This is a genomic window from Kitasatospora sp. NPDC001539 (genome assembly GCF_040298565.1).
GTDB lineage: Bacteria > Actinomycetota > Actinomycetes > Streptomycetales > Streptomycetaceae > Kitasatospora.
This window is the reverse complement of record NZ_JBEPAK010000074.1, coordinates 1-20,406: the sequence shown is the minus strand read 5'-3', so window position 1 is coordinate 20,406 and position 20,406 is coordinate 1. Positions and strand designations below refer to the sequence as shown.

Below are 20,406 nucleotides of genomic sequence, written 5' to 3'. Positions count from 1 at the left end.
GCGCCGAGCCGCCCACCGGTCCGCACGGCACCACCAGACCCTCCGGGGGCGCGAGGTGCACCCCCGCGCCCCCGGAGCTCTCTGCACCACCGCGTACGGAGAACAGCCCAACGGCCACCCACACGAAGGCGTGACACCCGAGCCGTGCTCGCGTGCCGCGACCGCCGCGCCGCCGCAATCCGGAAGACTGACGGACCCGGCCACGACCCGTCGGGCAGTCCGCGTGCTTCCGGGGAAAGGGAGTCATGTCCGAAACCTCCCGTTCTCAAGCCCATGTGCAGCCCGACGCCCCGGCCGGTCCCGCCGCGCCCGCGGGCGTGCGCGGCACCGGGCCCCGGAGAACCGCCCTGGGGGTCAGCGAACTCGTCCAGGCGGCCCTGCCGCTGATCTCCGAGTGGCTCCCCACCCAGCGCTGGTACGCCGGGAAGGGACGGCCCATCACGGGACTGACCCCGGTGGTCGGCACCCCGCTGCAGGTCGGTGATCCGGCCCTGCTGCACCTGCTGCTCCGGGTCGAACACGCCACCACGGCCGGCGCCCCGCACGGCGACATCTACCAGCTGCTGCTCGGCATCCGCTCCCAGGGCCCCGCGGGGATCGAGCCCAGCGCGGTGCTCGGCCGGCTCAGCCAGGGCCCGTACGACGGCGCCGCCCTCTACGACGCGGTGCACGACCCGGAACTGACCGGCCGCCTGCTGGAACACCTCGCCACCGGCGACCGCTTCGGCTCGCTCTCCTTCCGGCGCACCCCGGGATCCGGACTGCCCGCCAACCTCCCCGGTCGCGCCTCCACCGCCGAGCAGTCCAACAGCTCGGTCATCTACGGCACCTCGTACATCCTCAAGCTGTTCCGGCGCATCCACCCCGGCACCAACCCCGACCTGGAGCTCTCGCTCGCCCTCTCCCGGGCCGGCTCCACCCGGATCCCCCGGGTCGCCGCCTGGTTCGAGAGCCGGATGGAGCGGGCCGAGCCCGCCACCCTGGGACTGTTGCAGCGCTACCTGCCGGACGCGGAGGACGGCTGGGAGCTCGCCCTCGACCAGGTCGGCCGGCTCAAGGGCGACCGCTCCCCCGGCAACTTCGCCATCGAGGCGCACCGGCTCGGCAGGGCCACCGCCGAGGTCCACCGGGTGCTGGCCCGCTCGATGCCGGTCGCCCGGCTGGACCGCACCCAGACCGGCCGGCTCGCCACGGCGATGGCCGACCGGCTGGACAGCGCCGTCGCCGCCGTCCCCGGACTGCTGCGCTTCCGCTCCGCGCTGCGCAACGCCTTCCAGCAGCTCGCCGACGCCCACCCGGACGGCCTGCCGGTCCAGCGCATCCACGGCGACCTCCACCTCGGCCAGGCCATGCGCACCCCGCACGGCTGGGTGCTGCTGGACTTCGAGGGCGAGCCGGCCAAGTCCGTCAACGAGCGCCGCGAGCCGCAGCCCGCCCTGCGGGACGTCGCCGCGATGCTGCGCTCCTTCGACTACGCGGCCGCCCACCTGCTGGCCGGTGGCCCGGTCGACCCGGAGCTGGCCCACCTCGCCGCCGCCTGGGCCCAGCGCAACCGCACCGCCTTCTGCGCCGGCTACACCGCCGGGGGCGGCGCCGACCCGGCGGCCTCCCCGGAGCTGATGCGGGCGCTGGAGATCGACAAGGCGGTGTACGAGGTGGTCTACGAGGCCCGGCACCGGCCCAGCTGGCTGCCGATCCCGCTGGCCGCGATCAACCGGCTCGCCCTGTCCGTCTGATCCCCGCGCCCCCGCCCCGCCACGAGTTCGCCCACCCCCGCAGGAGGACCACACCGTGACGCCGCTCGACCCGACCGGCCGCCCCAGCCGCCCCGTTCCGGCCGCCTCGCCGGCCGACCCGCCCCGAGCCGAAGGGCGCGCCGGTGCCGGAAGCCCGGAGGCGAACGGGCGCGTCCCGGCGGCCCCCGCCCCGGCGGACGCCGCCACCGGCTCGCTGCGCCTGCCCGAAGCGCCGCTGCCGCCGGCCGAGGTGGACCGGCTGGTGAGCGGTCAGCACCACGACCCCCACGCGCTGCTCGGTGCCCACCCGGTGCACGGCGGCACGGCGATCCGGGTGCTGCGCCCGTTCGCCGAGCGGGTGGTGGTGGAGACCCCGGAGGGCCCCGCCGAACTCACCCACCAGCAGGGCGGGTTGTTCACCGGCCTGCTGGCCGGCGGCGAACTGCCCGACTACACCCTGCTGGTGACCTACCCGGGCGGCGAGCCGCTGCGCCAGCACGACGGCTACCGCACCCCGCCCACCCTCGGCGAGCTCGACCTGCACCTGATCTCCGAGGGCCGGCACGAGCAGCTCTGGCGGGCGCTCGGCTCGCACGTGCGCACCGTCGGCGGCGTCCCCGGCACCGCCTTCGCGGTCTGGGCGCCGAACGCCGTCGGGGTCCGGCTGATCGGCGACTTCAACCACTGGGACGGCACCGGGCACCCGATGCGCTCGCTCGGCTCCTCCGGGATCTGGGAGCTGTTCGTGCCCGGCCTCGCCGAGGGCACCACGTACAAGTACGAGATCCACACCCGGCAGGGCTGGGTGCTCGACAAGGCCGACCCGCTGGCCCGGGCCGCCCAGTGCCCGCCCGGCACCGCCTCGGTGGTGACCTCCTCGGCCTACGAGTGGCAGGACGGCGAGTGGATGGCGCGCCGGGCCCGCACCGCCCACCACCGCGCGCCGATGTCGGTGTACGAGCTGCACCTGGGCTCCTGGCGGCCCGAGCTCACCACCTACCGGGAGATCGCCGAGGAGCTGCCCCGCTACCTCACCGAGCTGAACTTCACCCACGTGGAGTTCATGCCGGTGATGGAGCACCCCTTCGGCGGCTCCTGGGGCTACCAGGTCTCCGGCTACTACGCGCCCACCGCCCGGCTCGGCGGCCCCGACGACTTCCGGTACCTGGTGGACGCCCTGCACCGGCACGGCATCGGCGTGATCGTCGACTGGGTGCCCGCGCACTTCCCGAAGGACGACTTCGCCCTCGCCCGCTTCGACGGCGAGCCGCTGTACGAGCCGGCCGACCCGCTGCGCGCCGAGCACCCCGACTGGGGAACGCTGGAGTTCGACTACGGGCGCAAGGAGGTGCGCAACTTCCTGGTCGCCAACGCCGTCTACTGGTGCGAGGAGTTCCACGTCGACGGCCTGCGGGTGGACGCCGTCGCCTCGATGCTCTACCTCGACTACTCCCGCGAGGGCGGCGCCTGGACCCCCAACCAGTTCGGCGGCCGGGAGAACCTGGACGCGGCCGCGTTCCTCCAGGAGATGAACGCCACCGTCTACCGCCGCTGCCCCGGCGTGGTCACCGTCGCCGAGGAGTCCACGGCCTGGGACGGCGTCACCCGGCCCACCGACGCCGGCGGCCTCGGCTTCGGGCTGAAGTGGAACATGGGCTGGATGCACGACTCGCTGGTCTACATGTCCAAGGAGCCGGTGCACCGCAAGTACCACCACAACGAGATCACCTTCTCGATGGTGTACGCCTACTCCGAGAACTACATCCTGCCGATCTCGCACGACGAGGTCGTCCACGGCAAGCAGGCGCTGGTCGCCAAGATGCCCGGCGACTGGTGGCAGCAGCGCGCCAACCACCGGGCCTACCTGGGCTTCATGTGGTCCCACCCGGGCAAGCAACTGCTCTTCATGGGGCAGGAGTTCGCCCAGGGAGCCGAGTGGGACCACGAGCACGGACCGCAGTGGTGGGTGCTCGACGAGAAGTGGCCCGCCCGCGAGGAGCACCTGGGGGTGCGCCGCCTGGTCCGCGACCTCAACCGGGTCTACCGGGACACCCCCGCCCTCTGGGAGCTCGACACCGTCCCGGACGGCTTCCGCTGGCTCGACGGCGGCGCCGCCGACGACAACCTGCTCTCCTTCGTCCGGTTCGCCGCCGACGGCACCCCGCTGGTCGCCGTCTGCAACTTCTCCCCCGTCGTCCGCCACGGCCGCCGGGTCGGCCTGCCCGCCCTGCCGGGCCGCGAGCAGCTCTGGGAGGAGGTGCTGAACACCGACGCCGAGATCTACGGCGGCAGCGGTGTCGGCAACTCCCACCCGATCAAGGCCGAGTCGGCCGAATGGGACGGCCAGCCCCGCTCCGCCGAGCTCGTCCTCCCCCCGCTCGCCACCCTCTGGCTCCGTCCGGTCCGCTGACCGCCGCCTCCCGGGCGCCCCTTCCGCGGGCGCCCGGGAGGTGACCTTCGTCCCTTGCCGCCCCGGCCGGATCCTGCTGGCGGACAGCCGCACCAGGGTCGAAGGTATGGTCGATATGACCACCTTCCGAGACGACGGGACGGAGACACCCACGTGGCGCGCAGCGTGTACGTGACCGGCATCGACCGGGGGGACGGCCGGCAGGCAGTCGAACTCGGGGTCATGGAACTGCTCACCCGCCAGGTGGACCGGGTCGGCGTCTTCCGCCCGCTGGTGCACGCCGCCGGGCCCGGCCTGCCCGGCTCGGACCACGTGGTGGAACTGCTGCGCGGACGCTACCGGATCGACCTGCCCGGCTCCGAGCTGTACGGGCTCACCTACGAGGAGGCCGCCGCGCTGCAGGCCGCCCGGGGGCAGGACGAACTGGTCTCCGCCCTGGTCGACCGCTTCCGCTCGCTGGAGCGGCGCTGCCAGGCCGTGCTCGTCCTCGGCACCGACTTCGCCGACACCAACATCCCGGACGAGCTGGCCTTCAACGCCCGCCTGGCCAACGAGTTCGGCGCCGCCGTGCTGCCGGTGGTCGGCGGCCAGGGCAAGGACCCGGAGGCCGTGATCGCAGAGGTGCTGGGCGCCCACCGGGCGTACACCGACCTCGGCTGCGAGACACTGGCGATGATCGCCAACCGGACGGCCGCCGGCGCCAAGCAGCGGATCCAGCGCACCCTCACCGAGAAGCTGCCGATCCCCGCCTTCGTCATCCCGGAGGAGCCGGCCCTGGCCGCGCCGACCGTCGCCCAGCTGGTCGAGGCGACCGGCGCCGAGGTGCTGCTCGGCGACGCCGCGGGCCTGGCCCGGGACGTGCGCGGCTTCGTCTTCGGCGGCGCCATGCTGCCCACCTTCCTGGACGCGCTGACCGAGGGCGCCCTGGTGGTCACCCCCGGGGACCGCGCCGACCTGGTGATCGGCTCGCTGGCCGCCCACGCGGCGGGCGCCCCGCCGATCGCCGGCGTGCTGCTGACCCTCGGCCAGCACCCCGGCCCGAACGTCATGGCGCTCGCCGCCCGGCTCGCCCCCGGCACCCCGGTCGCGGTCGTCCCGGAGGGCAGCTGGCCCACCGCCGCCACCCTGACCCACCTGGAGGGCAAGCTCACCGCGGCCAGCCCCCGGAAGGCCGAGATCGCCCTCGGCCTGTTCGAACTGCACGTCGACACCGCGGAGTTGACCAACCGGATCGAGGTCGGCCGGTCCGAGCGGGTCACCCCGATGATGTTCGAGCACGAGCTGCTGGAGCGCGCCCGGGCCGCCCGCCGGCACGTCGTGCTGCCCGAGGGCACCGAGGAGCGGGTGCTGCGCGCGGCCGAGATCCTGCTGCGCCGCAACATCTGCGACCTCACCCTGCTCGGCGAGGTGGACGCGGTGCGCCGCAAGGCCGCGAGCCTGGGCATCGACCTCCCGCTGGTGGGGGCGCCCCCCGGCCGCCCGGCCGAGGGAGAGCCGGGCGGCGACCGCGCCCAGGTCCGGATCGTCGACCCGACCACCAGCCCGCTGCGCCGCCAGTTCGCCGAGCTGTACGCCCGGCTGCGCGCCCACAAGGGCATGACCGTCGAGCTGGCCCTGGACGTGGTCACCGACGTCTCCTACTTCGGCACCCTGATGGTCCAGGAGGGCATCGCCGACGGCATGGTCTCCGGCGCGGTGCACTCCACCGCGGCGACCATCCGGCCCGCCTTCGAGGTGATCAAGACCTCGCCGGGCGCCGCGATCGTGTCCTCGGTCTTCTTCATGTGCCTGTCCGACAAGGTGCTGGTGTACGGCGACTGCGCGGTCAACCCCGACCCGGACGCCCAGCAGCTGGCCGATATCGCGATCCAGTCCGCCGCCACCGCCGCCCAGTTCGGGGTGGAGCCGCGGGTCGCGATGCTCTCGTACTCCACCGGCACCTCCGGCTCCGGCGCGGACGTCGACAAGGTCCGCAAGGCCACCGAGATCGTCCGCGAGCTGCGCCCGGACATCCTGGTCGAGGGCCCCATCCAGTACGACGCGGCGGTGGACGAGCACGTCGCGGCCACCAAGCTGCCGGGCTCGCCGGTGGCCGGCCGGGCGACGGTGCTGATCTTCCCGGACCTCAACACCGGCAACAACACCTACAAGGCCGTCCAGCGCTCGGCCGGCGCCGTCGCGGTCGGCCCGGTGCTGCAGGGGCTGCGCAAGCCCGTCAACGACCTCTCGCGCGGGGCGCTGGTGGAGGACATCGTCAACACCGTGGCGATCACCGCCATCCAGGCCCAGGATGACAAGGAGCACCAGGCATGAGCGAGCGAACCATCGGCACGTGCGCGTTCCGGGAGGCGGGCGCATGAGCGGGGGGACGCGCGTCCTGGTCCTGAACGCCGGTTCCTCGTCGGTCAAGTACCAGCTGATCGAGATGCTGGACGGCACCCGGCTGGCCTCCGGCCTGGTCGAGCGGATCGGCGAGTCCAGCGGCCGGCTGGCGCACACGCCGGGCACGGGCGAGCGGCGCGAGCTGGTGCAGGTCTTCCCGGACCACTCGGCCGCGCTGAAGGCCGTCGCCGAGGAGCTGGCCGCCGACGGCCTCGGCCTGGACTCCCCCGAGCTGGCCGCGATCGGCCACCGGGTCGTGCACGGCGGCAAGCGGTTCACCGAGCCGACCGTGATCACCGACGAGGTGCTCAGGGAGGTGCGCCGGCTGATCCCGGTCGCGCCGCTGCACAACCCGGCCAACATCACCGGCATCGAGGTGGCCCGCGCGCTGCGCCCCGACCTGCCGCAGGTGGCCGTCTTCGACACCGCCTTCCACGCCTCGATGCCCGAGTACTCGGCCCGGTACGCGATCGACAAGGCCGTCGCGGACGAGCACCGGGTGCGCCGCTACGGCTTCCACGGCACCTCCCACCAGTACGTCTCCCGGGCCACCGCCCGGCTGCTCGGCAAGGACCCGGCCGAGGTCAACGTGATCGTGCTGCACCTGGGCAACGGCGCCTCGGCCTCGGCGGTCAGCGGCGGGCGCTGCGTGGACACCTCGATGGGCCTCACCCCGTTGGAGGGCCTGGTCATGGGCACCCGTTCGGGCGACATCGACGCCGGCGTGGTGTTCCACCTGCACCGGGTGGGCGGGATGTCGATCGACGAGATCGACGACCTGCTGAACCGCCGCAGCGGCCTGCGCGGGCTGTGCGGCGAGAACGACATGCGCGAGATCATGCGCCGCGCCGACGAGGGGGACGCGGACGCGAGGCTCGCCTTCGACAGCTACGTCCACCGGCTGCGCAAGTACATCGGCGGCTACTACGCGGTGCTCGGCCGGGTGGACGCGATCGCGTTCACCGCGGGCGTCGGGGAGAACGCGGCGCCGGTGCGTGCGGCGGCCACCGCGGGGCTGGCGGAGCTGGGCATCGCGGTGGACCCGGAGCTCAACTCGGTGCGCTCCGGCGAGCCCCGGATCATCTCGCCCGCGTACGCCCGGGTGGCGGTCGCGGTGGTGCCCACCGACGAGGAGCTGGAGATCGCCCGGCAGGCCTTCGCCCTGGTGCACAGGGAGGGTGAGCTGTCCGAGGACTGACACGAAATCGTCTCACTCCTCGGAACTCTTCGTCGGCGATTCCTCCCGGTCCGTGCGGAATGCACCTATAACACGAACGGATAGACTGATCCATATGCGCCGAGCGAAAATTGTTTGCACCCTGGGTCCGGCCACGGACTCCTACGAACAGCTGAAGGCCATCGTCGAGGCGGGCATGAACGTCGCCCGACTGAACATGAGCCACGGCAACCACGCGGACCACGAGGAGCGGTACCGCAAGGTCCGCCAGGTCTCGGAGGACACCGGAAAGGCCATCGGCGTCCTGGCCGACCTCCAGGGCCCCAAGATCCGGCTGGCGACCTTCGCCAACGGCCCGGTGACCGTCGACAACGGCGACGAGTTCACCATCACCACCGAGGACGTCCCCGGTGACCAGCACATCTGCGGCACCACCTACAAGGGCCTGCCCGGCGACGTGAAGCCCGGCGACCCGATCCTGATCAACGACGGCGTCATCGCCCTGGAGGTCGTCAGCGTCGACGGCCCGCGGGTGAAGACCGTGGTGGTCGAGGGCGGCGTGCTCTCGAACAACAAGGGCATCAACCTGCCCGGTGCGGCCGTGAACGTGCCCGCCCTGTCCGAGAAGGACAAGGAAGACCTGCGCTTCGCGCTGCGGCTGGGCGTCGACATGGTCGCCCTGTCCTTCGTCCGCAACGCGGACGACATCAAGGACGTCCACGAGGTCATGGACGAGGTCGGCATCCGTGTGCCGGTCATCGCCAAGATCGAGAAGCCGCAGGCCGTCGAGGCCATGGAGGAGATCGTCCTCGCCTTCGACGCCATCATGGTCGCCCGCGGCGACCTGGCCGTGGAGTACCCGCTGGAGCGGGTGCCGCTGGTCCAGAAGCAGCTGATCACGCTGGCCCGCCGCAACGCCAAGCCGGTCATCGTCGCCACCCAGATGATGGAGTCGATGATCCACGCCTCGCGCCCGACCCGCGCCGAGGTCTCGGACGTCGCGAACGCCATCCTGGACGGCACCGACGCGGTGATGCTCTCCGCCGAGTCCAGCGTCGGCAAGTACCCGGTCGAGACCGTCCGCACCATGAGCCGGATCTGCGAGAAGGCCGAGGAGGAGCTCATCTCCCAGGGCCTCCAGCCGCTCAACCCGGGGCGCAAGCCGCGCACCCAGGGCGGTTCGGTCGCCCGCGCCGCGTGCGAGCTGGGCGACTTCCTGAACGGCAAGGCGCTGATCGCGTTCACCAAGTCCGGTGACACCGCCCGCCGGCTCTCCCGCTACCGCTCGCCGATCCCGGTGATCGCCTTCACCCCGGACGCGGCCACCCGCAACCAGCTCTCCCTGAGCTGGGGCGTCGAGTCGTACGTGACCGAGCAGGTGGCCACCACGGACGCGATGGTCGCGCAGGTCGACCGCGAGCTGCTGAAGATGGGCGAGCTGAGCGAGGGCGACACCGTGATCGTCACCGCCGGTGTCCCGGTCGGCATCCCCGGCACCACCAACATGGTGCAGGTGCACCGCCTGGGCAGCCACGGCGAGTGACGCCCGGCCGTACCGACGCCGGTGGGGCGGTCCTCCTGTACGGGAGGGCCGTCCCACCGGCGTTCCGGCGTCCGCCGCTCGTCGGGCGCTGCTCGTCGCGCGCTGCTCGTCGGGCGCTGCTCGTCGCCGCTGCCCGGGCGCCGCTACTTGTCGCTGTAGGGCGCGTCGTCGTTGAACAGGTGCATCCCGGGGATGTGCAGGGTGCCGCCGAACTGGCCGGCCTGCTTGGCGGTGACCCCGGTCAGCTCCAGGTCCAGCGGGATCGGGATGGCGCCGATCAGGTCGTACAACCAGCGCGGCAGGGTGTCCGGGGTGAGGGTGATCTCCCCCAGGTCGATCGGGATCGGCAGGCCGAGCACCTTGGACAGGTGGCCGGAGAGCCGCTCCACGTACATGGTGATCGGGCCGTTGCGCATGGTCGAGGTCGAGCCCGGCGCGCCCTGGACGTGGAAGGTGACGCCGTTGCCCTCCAGGGTCGACATGTCGAGGTTCTCGATGTCCACGCTGTCGACCACGAACTTCAGCACCCGCTTGGTACCGGTCCGGGTCTTCACGTCGTAGACGCCGTGGAACACCGCGCCGTGCAGTCCGAGCCGGCTGGTCTGCAGCGTCCAGTTCTGCTCCGGCACGACGTGCTCGGCGGCGGCCGCCCCGGCGGTCAGACTCCGGGCGTCCACCTGGCAGTTGGGATCGGCGGTGGGCGAGGCGGACGGCGTGTCGGAGGCGCTCGCGCCGGGCGTGGGCGTCTTCGTGGCACCGGCCGAAGGGGTCGCCGACGCGGACGCCTTCGGGCTCGCCTTGCCGCTCGGCGCGCCGGCCGCCGGTGACGGCTGCCCGGCCGACGGCTGCCCGCCCGAGGACTGCGCCGCGGGCGGCGCGGCCTGCTGGGCGCCGGCGGCCGGGGCCTGCGGCTGGGCGGGCTGCGCCGGGGTGCCGGCCCGCGGTGCCGGGGCGGCCGGGGTCTGGGGCGTGCCCGGCGCGGGGGTCGGGGTCGGAGTGGCACTCGGTGCCGGAGCGGTCGGAGCGCCCGGGTTCAGCAGGTGGTTGACGCCGCCGACGATGTCGTCGATCAGCCCGGCCTGGCCGGCGGTCGCCGTGCCGTTCCCGGTGCCCTGGTAGACGGCGCTCACCGCACTCGACCCACCGGTGTCGGTGGAGCGGACGACGGGCGGCTTCACCGGCGAGGTGGGCGTGGTCGCGGCGGGCGGTTTCACCGGCGAGGTGGTCGGCGCGGCCGTCGGCGTCGGGGCCGTCGTCGGGTTCGCCGTGGGGACGGTGGTCGGGCCCGCGCTCGGGGCGGCCGTCGGCGCGCCGGTGGGGGCGGCGGACGGGCCGGGCGGCGGCTCGGGCAGCTCGCTCTTCGGGACGGGCGTCTCGACCGGCGCGACGTCCGGCACGGTGGCCGGCGCGGTGGGGCAGGGCTTGCCCGCGGCCGACTCGGCGACCGCCGCGTTGGGCGTGTAGGCGGCGGCCATCAGCAGCGCGGTCGGCACCGCGGCCATCGCCAGCGCGCGGCCTCTCAGCCGGACCCGGACCGGCGTTCTCGGCGCCGCGTGCCGGCCGGAGCGCTGCGCGGGGGCGGCCGGGCCCGCTGCTTGCTCGGCCGGCCCGGTCATCGCGCCTCCTCCTGCTCCCCGGCACCGCCCTGCGGAGGCACGGTGGGCCCGGCGGCGGGCTTGCCCGCCGCGGGCTCGTGCGGCCCGCCCTGGGCGGGCAGCTTGGCGGTGGGCGCCTCGGCGGCCGCGTCGGTGCTCCCGGGAGCCGGCTCGGCGGCGGTCTCCGCGGCCGGCTCGGCGGCGGGGGCGGCGGTCTCGGCGGCCGGCCCGGCGGTCTCCGCGGTCGGCTCGGCGGCGGGGGCGGCGGTCTCCGCGGCCGGCTCGGCGGCGACGCTCTGCGCCACCGAGGGGTCCGCCGCCTTCTCGGCCCGGCGCGCGCGCCGGCGGCCGGTCGGCTCGGCCGACGGCTCCGGCAGCGGCGCCCAGGAGACCATCAGTCCGCCGCCGATCAGGCCGGGCAGCAGGGCCATGCCGAAGCCGGCCAGGTTGGAGACCGGGATGGAGACCAGGGTCAGCAGGATGGTCGCGATGCCGCCGAACACCCGCACGGCAGGCTGGAACCAGGCGGTCACACCGAGGATGATCATCAGCACCCCGATGATCAGCGACCCGGCGCCCGCGGTGGTGGACATCGCGATGGTCAGCCCGCCGAACGACAGGTGGGCGTAGGGGAAGTAGAGGATCGGGACGCCGGCGATCATGGCCAGCAGCCCGCCCCAGAAGGGCCTGGTGCGGCGGAATTCACGGAAGTGCCGCCACAGCCACCCGACGGGGTTCTGCTGGCGGGGCCGCGTCTCGACCGTTGCGCTGGACATGGTGCAACTCCTCGACGTCGCTACGAGGTTGGAACAAAAGGGGGGTGGCCGGGGAGCAGCGGTGATCCGCCGCCCCCCGGCCGCAGTCCTGACCCGTCACACCGGCCCGCCCGGAGGCGGGCCGTCAGACGGGGCTCAGAAGCACTCGTTGCCCGGGCCGTCGCCGCTCTTCAGCGCGAGGTTCAGGCCGTTCAGCTTGAAGGTGCCGGCCGAGGTGGCGCGGGCCGTCTGCTGAACGCCGCTCAGGTCGGCCTTCTGGGCGGCCTGGGCGAAACCGGTCGCACCGCTCGGCAGGCCGGCGCCGCCGCCCGCCTTGGTGACGCCGGGGTGCGGCGCCCAGCCCTGGGTGGCCGTGCCGGAGAGGGTGGAGGCGTCCTGACCGATGTTGATGTTGGTGAAGGTCGCGTCCGCCTTCAGCTGCTCCAGGTCGATCAGGAGGTTGTCGGCCTGGACCGGCTTGTCCTTCTCGGTGCCGGCGTGCAGCTGCAGGGTGATCTTGCCCAGGCCGAACGCGGACAGGTCGGTCACCACCGACTGGCACAGGTTGGTGATGTCGGCGTGGTCGAAGGCCGAGACCGCGACCGGGTGGGGCTTGCCGTTCGCCTCGAGGTCGACCGAGCCGAACTGGGCGAAGTTGGTGCCGTGCAGCTGGTCGGTGCTGACCTTGAACTGCTGGCCGGAAATGCTGAACGAGGCGGCGAGCGCGCTGTTGGCGATCGAGACGCCGACCATCGCGGTGGCCGCGACGCTCGGGACCATCACCAGGGCGAAGCGCTTCCAGCGGGTCTTGCCGTAGGCCTTGGACATGCGAGTCCTCCTTCTAGGACGTACATCTCCGGCTCCCGGCGGCGCGTCCCGCGCCGGTGGGGGCCTGGGATGGGAGAGAGCTACGTCCTCGGTAGCGGAGAGCGCCGTGGGCGTCGTCGGACGCGGGAGCGGCCGGCGCAACGCGGCACTCCCGTCCCGATACCGGCCGTCCTTGCGGGACGACGGGTCGGACCGACGACATCGGCGATCACCCCCGAGCGACAACCAGCGACCGCGCAGGGCCGCGCGGCCGGTCGAGGACAGGAACCGCCGTGGGACCGCGGATACCCCCCTGCCCTCCCTACCGCCGACCGGAGCCGGCGGATCACCCGGTGGGGATCCCGCGCTCCGTACCGGCCGACCGGCTGTCGGAGGTGTGGAGTCTGGGACCGGGCGTGGCCGATCGTGCTTGAATCCCGGGCGAAGCACAAGGGGTGACTTACTGACGGGTAATCCAACAGCCGGTGGCATCGATCATGAAATTGGCCGGAATTACACCGTGCGTGACGACTTGAAGGAAACGTGACGGCGAAACTCGCCGGAAACACGGACGAAACACCCGTGGGTGGTCACGGGACGTGACCACCCACGGGTGAAATCAAGATTTGGTAAACCTCTGTCCGGCTGACCGGATTGTCGCCATATCACCAGCGACACCGCAGGTCATCCGCCGTGCCAGGCACTCGGTGCCAGGCCCGGGCCGGGCGAGGAGCCAGGCCGGGGCCCGGCGCCGACCGGACGCGATCGGCGCCCGGCTCAGAACAGCACGCGCGCCAGCGCCGTCCGGGCCGCCACGACCCGCGGGTCCTCGGCGCCGATCACCTCGAACAGCTCCAGCAGGCGCAGCCGGGCGGTGTCCCGGTCCTCGCCGAAGGTCCGGCCGACGGTGTCGACCAGGCGCCCGAAGGCGTCCTCGACGTGACCGCCCACCAGGTCCATGTCCGCGGCCCGGAGCTGCGCCTGGACGTCCTTCGGGTCGGCCGCGGCCGCCGCCCGGACCGCCTGGAGGTCCAGGCCCTCGACCCGCTGCAGCAGCTGGGCCTGGGCCAGGCCCAGCTTGGCCTCGGTGTTGCCGGGCTCGTCGGCCAGCACGTTCCGGTACGCCTGGATGGCACCGCCCAGGTCCCCGGCGTCCAGCGCGTCGTGCGCGGCGGCCAGCGCCGGGTCCTCCGGCCGCTGCGGGGCCGCGGGCTGCTCCCCGGCCGGCGCGGCCGCGCCGCCCGAGATGCCGAAGCGCTGCTCGGCGACCAGGATCAGCTGGTCCAGCACCTTGCGGACGTTGGCGGCGCTCTCCGCACCCTGGAACAGCGGCACCAGCTGTCCGGCCACCACGGCCATCACGGCCGGGATGCCCTGGATGCCGAACTGCTGGGCGATCAGCTGGTTGGCGTCCACGTCGATCTTGGCGAGCACGAAGCGGCCGGCGTACTCCTCGGCCAGGCTCTCCAGGATCGGGCTGAGCTGCTTGCAGGGGCCGCACCACTCGGCCCAGAAGTCGATGACGACCGGCACCTCGGTGGAGCGCTGGACGACCTCGGTCTCGAAGGTGTCCTCGGTGACGTCGATGACGAGCCGGTAGTCGGCGGGCTGGGCGGGGGCGACTCCGGCCGCTTCGGCGGCGGCCGCCTGACGGGCCCGCTCGGCCCGGGCCTGCTCGGCCTTCTGGGCGGCCTCGCCGGCCGCCTTCACTGCGGCGAGGTCGACCGCGCCGCGCAGGGCGGCGCTGTTGAGACGCGAATTCCGTGGCTGCATGGCACCATCCTCCCCCGTCCGCGCTGCTCGCGGGCACCAACCTCCGGAAAGTCGCCCCGCGCGGGCCGCGCGGCGGCGGGTTCCCGGGCCGTGCGCCCTTCCCCCGGTAGCCTGAACCGTTCGGCGCGGATCCCCACCCGCGCCGCGCCGCCCCCGTCCCACGGACGCGGCGCCTGGTTGTCACTGCTTTCGCTACAGGTCGTAGCGTAACTGGAGCCGGTGCCCCGGCCGCAAGCCCGAGCGCCGGTTCGGGGACGTGAGCTGCCCCACTTTCCCGGCTCCGACGGCTGCCCGAACCGGCGAACAGTCGCTACCGTTACCAACCCCACCCAAGTTACTCAGCAGTAAAGCGCAAGGAGACCCGGTGCCGGCCGCCCAGCCCCCCGCGAGCCCGGACAGCACAGTCCGGGAGAGCGCCCACGCGTTCCGGGCCAAGGGACGCCCGCGCAGCGCCGCCGCCGACCTCGCGATCCTCGACGCCACCCGCGAAGCGCTCGCCGAACTCGGGTGGGGCGGACTGACCATGGGCCACGTGGCCGTCCGCGCCAAGGTCGCCAAGACCACCCTCTACCGCCGCTGGCCGTCCAAGAACGAACTCGTGGTGGACGCCGTCGCCAGCCTCTTCGACGAACTGGTGATGCCCGACCTCGGCAACCTGCGGGACGACATCGAGGCCGTGGTCACCCAGTTCGCCGACCTGCTGGCCCGCCCGGAGACCCAGGCCGCGCTGCTCGCCCTGTTCGCCGAGGGCATCCGGGACCCGCAACTGCACCGCCGGATCCGCGAGGCGATCGTGGACCCGCAGAAGCACCTCGTCCGGCAGGGCCGGGCCGCCGCCCAGGCGCGCGGCGAACTCGAGCCGGACACCGACGCCGAGGCGGCGGCGCAGGAGGTCGATATCATCTTCGACACCATCGCGGGCACCGTCGAGCACCGGGTTCTGGTCAGCGGCGAACCGATCACCCCGGAGTGGACCCGGCGCTTCACCGACCTGCTGCTCGGGCCGCTCACCACCGGCTGAGGGCACGCCGGAGCCGCCGCACGGGAGTCCCGTACGGCGGCTCCGGGTGGTCCGCCGCCCTCGGCGGCCGGGCGGTCAGAACGCCGCGTTCTCCCGGTACGTCCCCCACTCCTGCCGCAGCGCGTTGCAGATCTCGCCGAGCGTCGCCTCGGCCCGCACCGCGTCCAGCATCGGCGGGATCATCGACTCGCCCGAGCGGGCCGCCGCCAGCATGGCGTCCAGCCCGGCGCGCACCGCCGCGTCGTCCCGGGCCGCCTTGCGCTCGCCCAGCACCCGCACCTGCTCGCGCTCGACCTCGTGGCTGACCCGCAGGATCTCCAGGTCCGGGGTGACGCTGCGCGGGTGGCAGTTCACGCCGACCACGCGCTTCTCGCCCTTCTCCACCGCCTGCTGGTACTGGAACGCCGCCTCCGCGATCTCGCCGGTGAACCAGCCCTCCTCGATCCCGCGCAGGATGCCGGAGGTGATCGGGCCGATCGCGTGGTCCTCGCGGCCCTTGTCCAGGATCCGCTGGAAGATCGCCTCGGCCTGCTGCTCGATCCGGTCGGTCAGCGCCTCGACGTACCAGGAGCCGCCCAGCGGGTCGGCCACGTTGGTGATGCCGGTCTCCTCCATCAGCACCTGCTGGGTGCGCAGCGCGATCTCGGCCGCCTGCTCGGAGGGCAGCGCCAGGGTCTCGTCCAGCGCGTTGGTGTGCAGCGAGTTGGTGCCGCCGAGGACGGCGGAGAGCGCCTCGACGGCGGTGCGCACCACGTTGTTGTACGGCTGCTGCGCGGTGAGCGAGACGCCCGCGGTCTGGGTGTGGAAGCGCAGCCACTGCGCCTTGTCCGTCCTGGCGCCGAAGCGGTCGCGCATCCAGCGGGCCCAGATCCGGCGGGCCGCGCGGAACTTGGCGATCTCCTCGAAGAAGTCCAGGTGCGCGTCGAAGAAGAAGGACAGGCCGGGCGCGAAGACGTCCACGTCCAGGCCGCGGGAGAGGCCCAGCTCCACGTAGGCGAAGCCGTCCGCCAGGGTGTAGGCCAGCTCCTGCGCGGCCGTCGCCCCGGCCTCGCGGATGTGGTAGCCGGAGACGGACAGCGGCTTGTACGCGGGGATGCCCTTGGCGCAGTGCTCCATCAGGTCGCCGATCAGGCGCAGGTGCGGCTCGGGGGCGAAGAGCCACTCCTTCTGGGCGATGTACTCCTTGAAGATGTCCGTCTGGAGGGTCCCGTTGAGCACCGCCGGGTCCACGCCCTGGCGCTCGGCGGCCACCAGGTACATGCAGAAGATCGGGACGGCCGGGCCGCTGATCGTCATGGAGGTGGTGACCTCGCCGAGCGGGATGCCGTCGAACAGCACCTCCATGTCGGCGGCCGAGTCGATGGCCACGCCGCAGTGGCCGACCTCGCCCAGCGAGCGCGGGTCGTCCGAGTCGTAGCCCATCAGGGTGGGCATGTCGAAGGCGACCGAGAGGCCGCCGCCGCCGGCGTCCAGGATCATCCGGTAGCGCTCGTTGGTCTGCCGGGCGTTGCCGAAGCCGGCGAACTGGCGGATGGTCCAGGTGCGGCCCCGGTAGCCGGTGGGGTGCAGCCCGCGGGTGAACGGGTATTCGCCCGGCCAGCCGATCCGCTCGAAGCCCTCGACGGCCTGCCCGGGGGCGGGCCCGTACACCGGCTCGACCTCGTCACCGGAGAGGGTGGTGAAGTCCGCGTCCCGCTTGCGGGCCTTGTCGTACCGCTGCTGCCAGCGCTGCCGTCCGCGCTCGATCTCCTCGGCGTCCATGGGCCGAACTCCGCTCCGTACGGCCGCCACGGCACCGGGCGGCACAGCTGTTAGGACGTCCTACCAATTTACTCGGACGTCCTACTACTTGTCGACGGATGTCCGCCGGGCGGGGCCGGGAAACGGCGGAGCGCCCCTCCCCGGCACGGGGAAGGGGCGCTCTCGACACGGGACGCCCGGCGCGGGACGCCCGGTTGACGCGCGGGTCGGCTCAGACGCCGGCCGGCTGGCGGGCGGCGTCGCCCGCCGGGAGCACGCCGGCGGCCTCGCGGGCCACCTTGCGCTCGAAGACGAAGGAGAGGAACGGGATGCAGCCGGCCGCCAGGGTCAGCACCAGTCGGCCGAGCGGCCACTTCAGCTTCTGCCCGAGCAGGAAGGTCACCACGAAGTACCCGATGTACAGGTAGCCGTGCAGCATCGCGACGTAGGTGGTCACGTCCTTGGCCGCGTCGAAGCCGTACTTCGCCACCATGAAGCCGCAGAACACCAGCAGGGCCGTACCGGTCGCAATGGCCAGGCCGCGGTACCAGCCCAGCAGGGGGGTCGCCTTCATACTCTTCCTCGCCTCGCTCGGCAGTTTCGGCCGGTACGCCCGGATCCGCGCACCGCTCCCACGAGGGTAGCCGCCCTCACGGCCGCTCCCGCGCAGCCCCCTCGTCCGGCTCGGAGAAGTCCCCGGCCGCGACCCGCAGCGGCCTGAGCAGTTCGAAGACCTGCCGGCACTGCTCGGGCCCGTACTCCTCCAGCCCGAACTCCATCGCCATGAGCTCCCGGGTGGCCTCCTCGACCACCTCCCGGCCGCGCGGGGTGATCGAGGCGAGCACCCCGCGGCCGTCCAGCGGGTTGGGGCGGCGGGCGACCAGGCCGGCCCGCTCCAGGCGGTCGACGGTGTTGGTGACGCTGGTGGGGTGGACCATGAGCCGCTCGCCGATCTTGGACAGCGAGAGCTCGCCGGTGCGGCTGAAGGTCAGCAGGACCAGCGCCTCGTACCGGGCGAAGGTCAGCCCGTACGGCTTCAGCACCGCGTCGACCCTGGAGAGCAGGATCTGGTGGGCGCGCATGATCGAGGTGATCGCCGCCATCGAGGGCACGGTGCCCCAGCGGCGGGCCCACAGCTCGTCGGCGCGGGCGATCGGGTCGAAGTCGAGTGCGAGGGGCTTGGCCACGTCCTTACCGTACCGGCGGACGGGACGTGTGCTACCAGCTGTCCTGATGGTGGACAAGTGGGACACGTGGCGGGATCCCGCCAATCGGACGGCCAGGTCCATACCTGGACATTGCGCCGGTGTGAACGCCGGGCAACAGCGGTCGGCCGGAGGCGACTTGGCGGCCGATCGGCCCACCGCCGCGCGATCAGGCCTCGGTTCGGACCGGAACCCGCTGCAAGGCCGGGCGAAAGATCCGCTTTGTCCTTCCGTTCACAATCCTCCGCCCTGGCGGGACTTGGCCAATTCATGAACAAGACCTGTCATTTGATTTGCTCGATTGTCATGCTTTCCGCCAACCCCGTTCGACCGCCACCACCCCCACCCGACCGGTGGCAGCCGCACGACCGTTCGGGGTCCTCGCACGTCAGCGTCCGTCCCGCCCCTCAGGAGCCGACCCCGGCCCCCGGCACGAGACGCGACCGCGCCCACACGCGGTTTCCCGGAAGGACTCGTCCGTGAAGCGTAAGCTCGCCGCAGTCGCCGTACTCTCCGCCACCGCCCTGCTCACCGGCGTCGTCCAGGTGAGCGCCGCGCAGGCGGAGCAGGCTCCGCAGGCCCGCACCGCGCAGCAGCGCGCCGACCTGATCGCCCTGGCCAACGGCCAGGCCGGCAAGGTGGCGCACGCCCTCGCCCTGGGCGGCCAGGAGCAACTGGTGGCCAAGGACGCCGTGGTGGACGCCGACGGCACCCGGCACTTCCGCTACGAGCGTACCTTCGCCGGACTCCCCGTCCTCGGCGGCGACCTGGTGGTGCACCAGAAGGCCGACGGCTCCACCACCGCCGTGGACAAGGCGGTCGGCGCGCGCCTCGCCCTGCCGAGCCTCACCCCGCAGATCCCGGCGGACAAGGCCGCCGCCCAAGCGACCGGCGCCGTCCGGTCCACCATCGGCATCACCGTCGACGAGGACGAGTCGCCGCTGACCGAGGTGCACCAGAGCGGCCAGGCCGAGCTGGTCGTCTGGGCCACCGACGGCAACCCGCGGCTCGCCTACCGCACCACGGTCGAGGGCCTGCGCGCCGACGGCACCCCGAGCAGCCAGCTGCTCGTCACCGACGCCGCCACCGGCCAGGTGCTCTCCACCCACGAGCAGGTGCAGACCGCCTCCGGCACCGGCAAGGGCGTCTTCGTCGGCACCGTCCCGCTGACCACCACCCAGACCTCCGGCGGCTACTCGCTGAAGGACGCCTCCCGCGGCGGCCAGTCCACCAGCGACCTCAAGGGCCGCACCTCCGGCTCCGGCACGCTGTTCACCGACACGGACAACGCCTGGGGCGACGGCACCGTGTCCAACGCCCAGTCGGCGGCCGTGGACGCCCAGTTCGGCGCGGCGGCGACCTGGGACTTCTACAAGAACACCTTCGGCCGCAGCGGCATCAAGAACAACGGCGTGGGCGCCAGCAGCCGGGTCCACTACGGCAAGAACTACGTCAACGCGTTCTGGAGCGACAGCTGCTTCTGCATGACGTACGGCGACGGCGCCAGCAACACCCACCCGCTGACCGCCCTGGACGTGGCCGGCCACGAGATGACCCACGGCGTCACCTCCGCCACCGCGGGCCTCAACTACTCGGGCGAGTCCGGCGGCCTCAACGAGGCCACCTCGGACATCTTCGGCACCATGGTCGAGTGGTACGCCAACCTGGCCTCCGACAAGCCGGACTACCTGATCGGCGAGCAGATCAACATCAACGGTGACGGCAAGCCGCTGCGCTACATGGACCAGCCCTCCAAGGACGGCCACTCGGCCGACTACTGGTCCTCCTCGGTCGGCAGCCTGGACGTCCACTACTCCTCGGGCGTGGCCAACCACTTCTTCTACCTGCTCGCCGAGGGCAGCGGCGCCAAGACCATCAACGGCGTCAGCTACAACAGCCCGACCTCCAACGGCTCCACCCTCGCGGGCATCGGCCGGGACAAGGCCGCGCAGATCTGGTACAAGGCGCTGACCGTCTACATGACCTCGACCACCGACTACGCGGGTGCCCGCGCGGCGACCCTGAAGGCCGCGTCGGACCTGTACGGCGCCTCCAGCGCCGAGTACGGTGCCGTCGCCGCCACCTGGAGCGCCGTCAACGTCAACTGACGCACCGCACCGGGCGACAGGACGCCCGGGGCCCCGCCCGACGGCGGCCCCGGGCGTCCTGCCCGCCATCCGGTTGATGCCCTCGACGAACTCGCGGGCGTACTGGCGCTGCCAGCGGAACGGCGGGTGGACGACCACGGCGCTCGCGCCGAGC

General features: G+C 72.9%; 14 protein-coding genes and 1 pseudogene. 7 read left to right on the top strand and 8 right to left on the bottom strand.

What is annotated here, in order from left to right; genetic code table 11:
* The first annotated feature begins 245 nt into the window (after nt 1-245).
* The 5 genes from ABT247_RS14545 (at nt 246) to pyk (ending at nt 9,248) form a co-directional block, all read left to right on the top strand.
* On the top strand, nt 246-1,736 hold the full coding sequence (locus ABT247_RS14545) for a maltokinase N-terminal cap-like domain-containing protein (protein ID WP_350742587.1): 1,491 nt from the start codon (nt 246-248) through the stop codon (nt 1,734-1,736).
* Between the two features lie 55 nt (nt 1,737-1,791).
* Complete coding sequence (gene glgB / locus ABT247_RS14540) at nt 1,792-4,146, top strand: 1,4-alpha-glucan branching protein GlgB (RefSeq protein ID WP_502892446.1); 2,355 nt, start codon at nt 1,792-1,794, stop codon at nt 4,144-4,146.
* 153 nt (nt 4,147-4,299) lie between these two features.
* Nucleotides 4,300-6,459 carry a phosphate acetyltransferase gene (pta, locus tag ABT247_RS14535; RefSeq protein WP_350742585.1) on the top strand — a complete coding sequence of 720 codons (2,160 nt, stop codon included), beginning with the start codon at nt 4,300-4,302 and terminating at the stop codon, nt 6,457-6,459.
* A 43-nt stretch (nt 6,460-6,502) separates the two neighbouring features.
* On the top strand, nt 6,503-7,726 hold the full coding sequence (locus ABT247_RS14530) for an acetate kinase (RefSeq protein WP_350742583.1): 1,224 nt from the start codon (nt 6,503-6,505) through the stop codon (nt 7,724-7,726).
* 94 nt (nt 7,727-7,820) lie between these two features.
* Nucleotides 7,821-9,248 (top strand): pyruvate kinase, encoded by a 1,428-nt coding sequence (gene pyk, locus ABT247_RS14525; protein ID WP_350742581.1) that lies wholly within the window; start codon nt 7,821-7,823, stop codon nt 9,246-9,248.
* Between the two features lie 143 nt (nt 9,249-9,391).
* Here pyk and ABT247_RS14520 read toward each other — a convergent pair whose 3' ends face one another.
* The 4 genes from ABT247_RS14520 to ABT247_RS14505 form a co-directional block, all read right to left on the bottom strand.
* On the bottom strand, nt 9,392-10,864 hold the full coding sequence (locus ABT247_RS14520; protein ID WP_350742579.1) for a hypothetical protein: 1,473 nt from the start codon (nt 10,862-10,864) through the stop codon (nt 9,392-9,394).
* On the bottom strand, nt 10,861-11,619 hold the full coding sequence (locus ABT247_RS14515; RefSeq protein WP_350742577.1) for a DUF6114 domain-containing protein: 759 nt from the start codon (nt 11,617-11,619) through the stop codon (nt 10,861-10,863). Before ABT247_RS14515 ends, ABT247_RS14520 begins: the two co-directional genes overlap by 4 nt.
* A 135-nt stretch (nt 11,620-11,754) precedes the next feature.
* A complete protein-coding gene (locus ABT247_RS14510) occupies nt 11,755-12,426 on the bottom strand; it encodes a DUF6230 family protein (protein ID WP_350742575.1) in 672 nt (223 codons plus the stop codon).
* A 756-nt stretch (nt 12,427-13,182) separates the two neighbouring features.
* Nucleotides 13,183-14,178, bottom strand: coding sequence for a tetratricopeptide repeat protein (locus ABT247_RS14505; RefSeq protein ID WP_350742573.1), 996 nt, complete (start codon nt 14,176-14,178; stop codon nt 13,183-13,185).
* 364 nt (nt 14,179-14,542) lie between these two features.
* On the opposite strand from ABT247_RS14505, the gene ABT247_RS14500 reads away from it, so the two are divergent.
* Nucleotides 14,543-15,199: a TetR/AcrR family transcriptional regulator gene (locus tag ABT247_RS14500; RefSeq protein ID WP_392894566.1), complete on the top strand. Its 657-nt coding sequence runs from the start codon at nt 14,543-14,545 to the stop codon at nt 15,197-15,199.
* 75 nt (nt 15,200-15,274) lie between these two features.
* Here the strand turns inward: ABT247_RS14500 and icmA are convergent, their stop codons facing one another.
* From icmA to ABT247_RS14485, 3 genes are all read right to left on the bottom strand, one after another.
* Complete coding sequence (gene icmA, locus ABT247_RS14495; RefSeq protein WP_350742570.1) at nt 15,275-16,960, bottom strand: coenzyme B12-dependent isobutyryl-CoA mutase large subunit; 1,686 nt, start codon at nt 16,958-16,960, stop codon at nt 15,275-15,277.
* 211 nt (nt 16,961-17,171) lie between these two features.
* Complete coding sequence (locus ABT247_RS14490) at nt 17,172-17,513, bottom strand: DUF3817 domain-containing protein (protein ID WP_350742568.1); 342 nt, start codon at nt 17,511-17,513, stop codon at nt 17,172-17,174.
* A gap of 76 nt (nt 17,514-17,589) precedes the next feature.
* Nucleotides 17,590-18,126, bottom strand: coding sequence for a MarR family winged helix-turn-helix transcriptional regulator (locus ABT247_RS14485; RefSeq protein ID WP_350742566.1), 537 nt, complete (start codon nt 18,124-18,126; stop codon nt 17,590-17,592).
* Between the two features lie 497 nt (nt 18,127-18,623).
* On the opposite strand from ABT247_RS14485, the gene ABT247_RS14480 reads away from it, so the two are divergent.
* Nucleotides 18,624-20,252, top strand: a complete 1,629-nt coding sequence (locus tag ABT247_RS14480; RefSeq protein ID WP_350742564.1) for a M4 family metallopeptidase — start codon at nt 18,624-18,626, stop codon at nt 20,250-20,252.
* 54 nt (nt 20,253-20,306) lie between these two features.
* On the opposite strand, the pseudogene ABT247_RS14475 reads toward ABT247_RS14480, so the two are convergent.
* Nucleotides 20,307-20,406: pseudogene (locus ABT247_RS14475) on the bottom strand (sugar phosphate isomerase/epimerase); the annotation flags it as partial.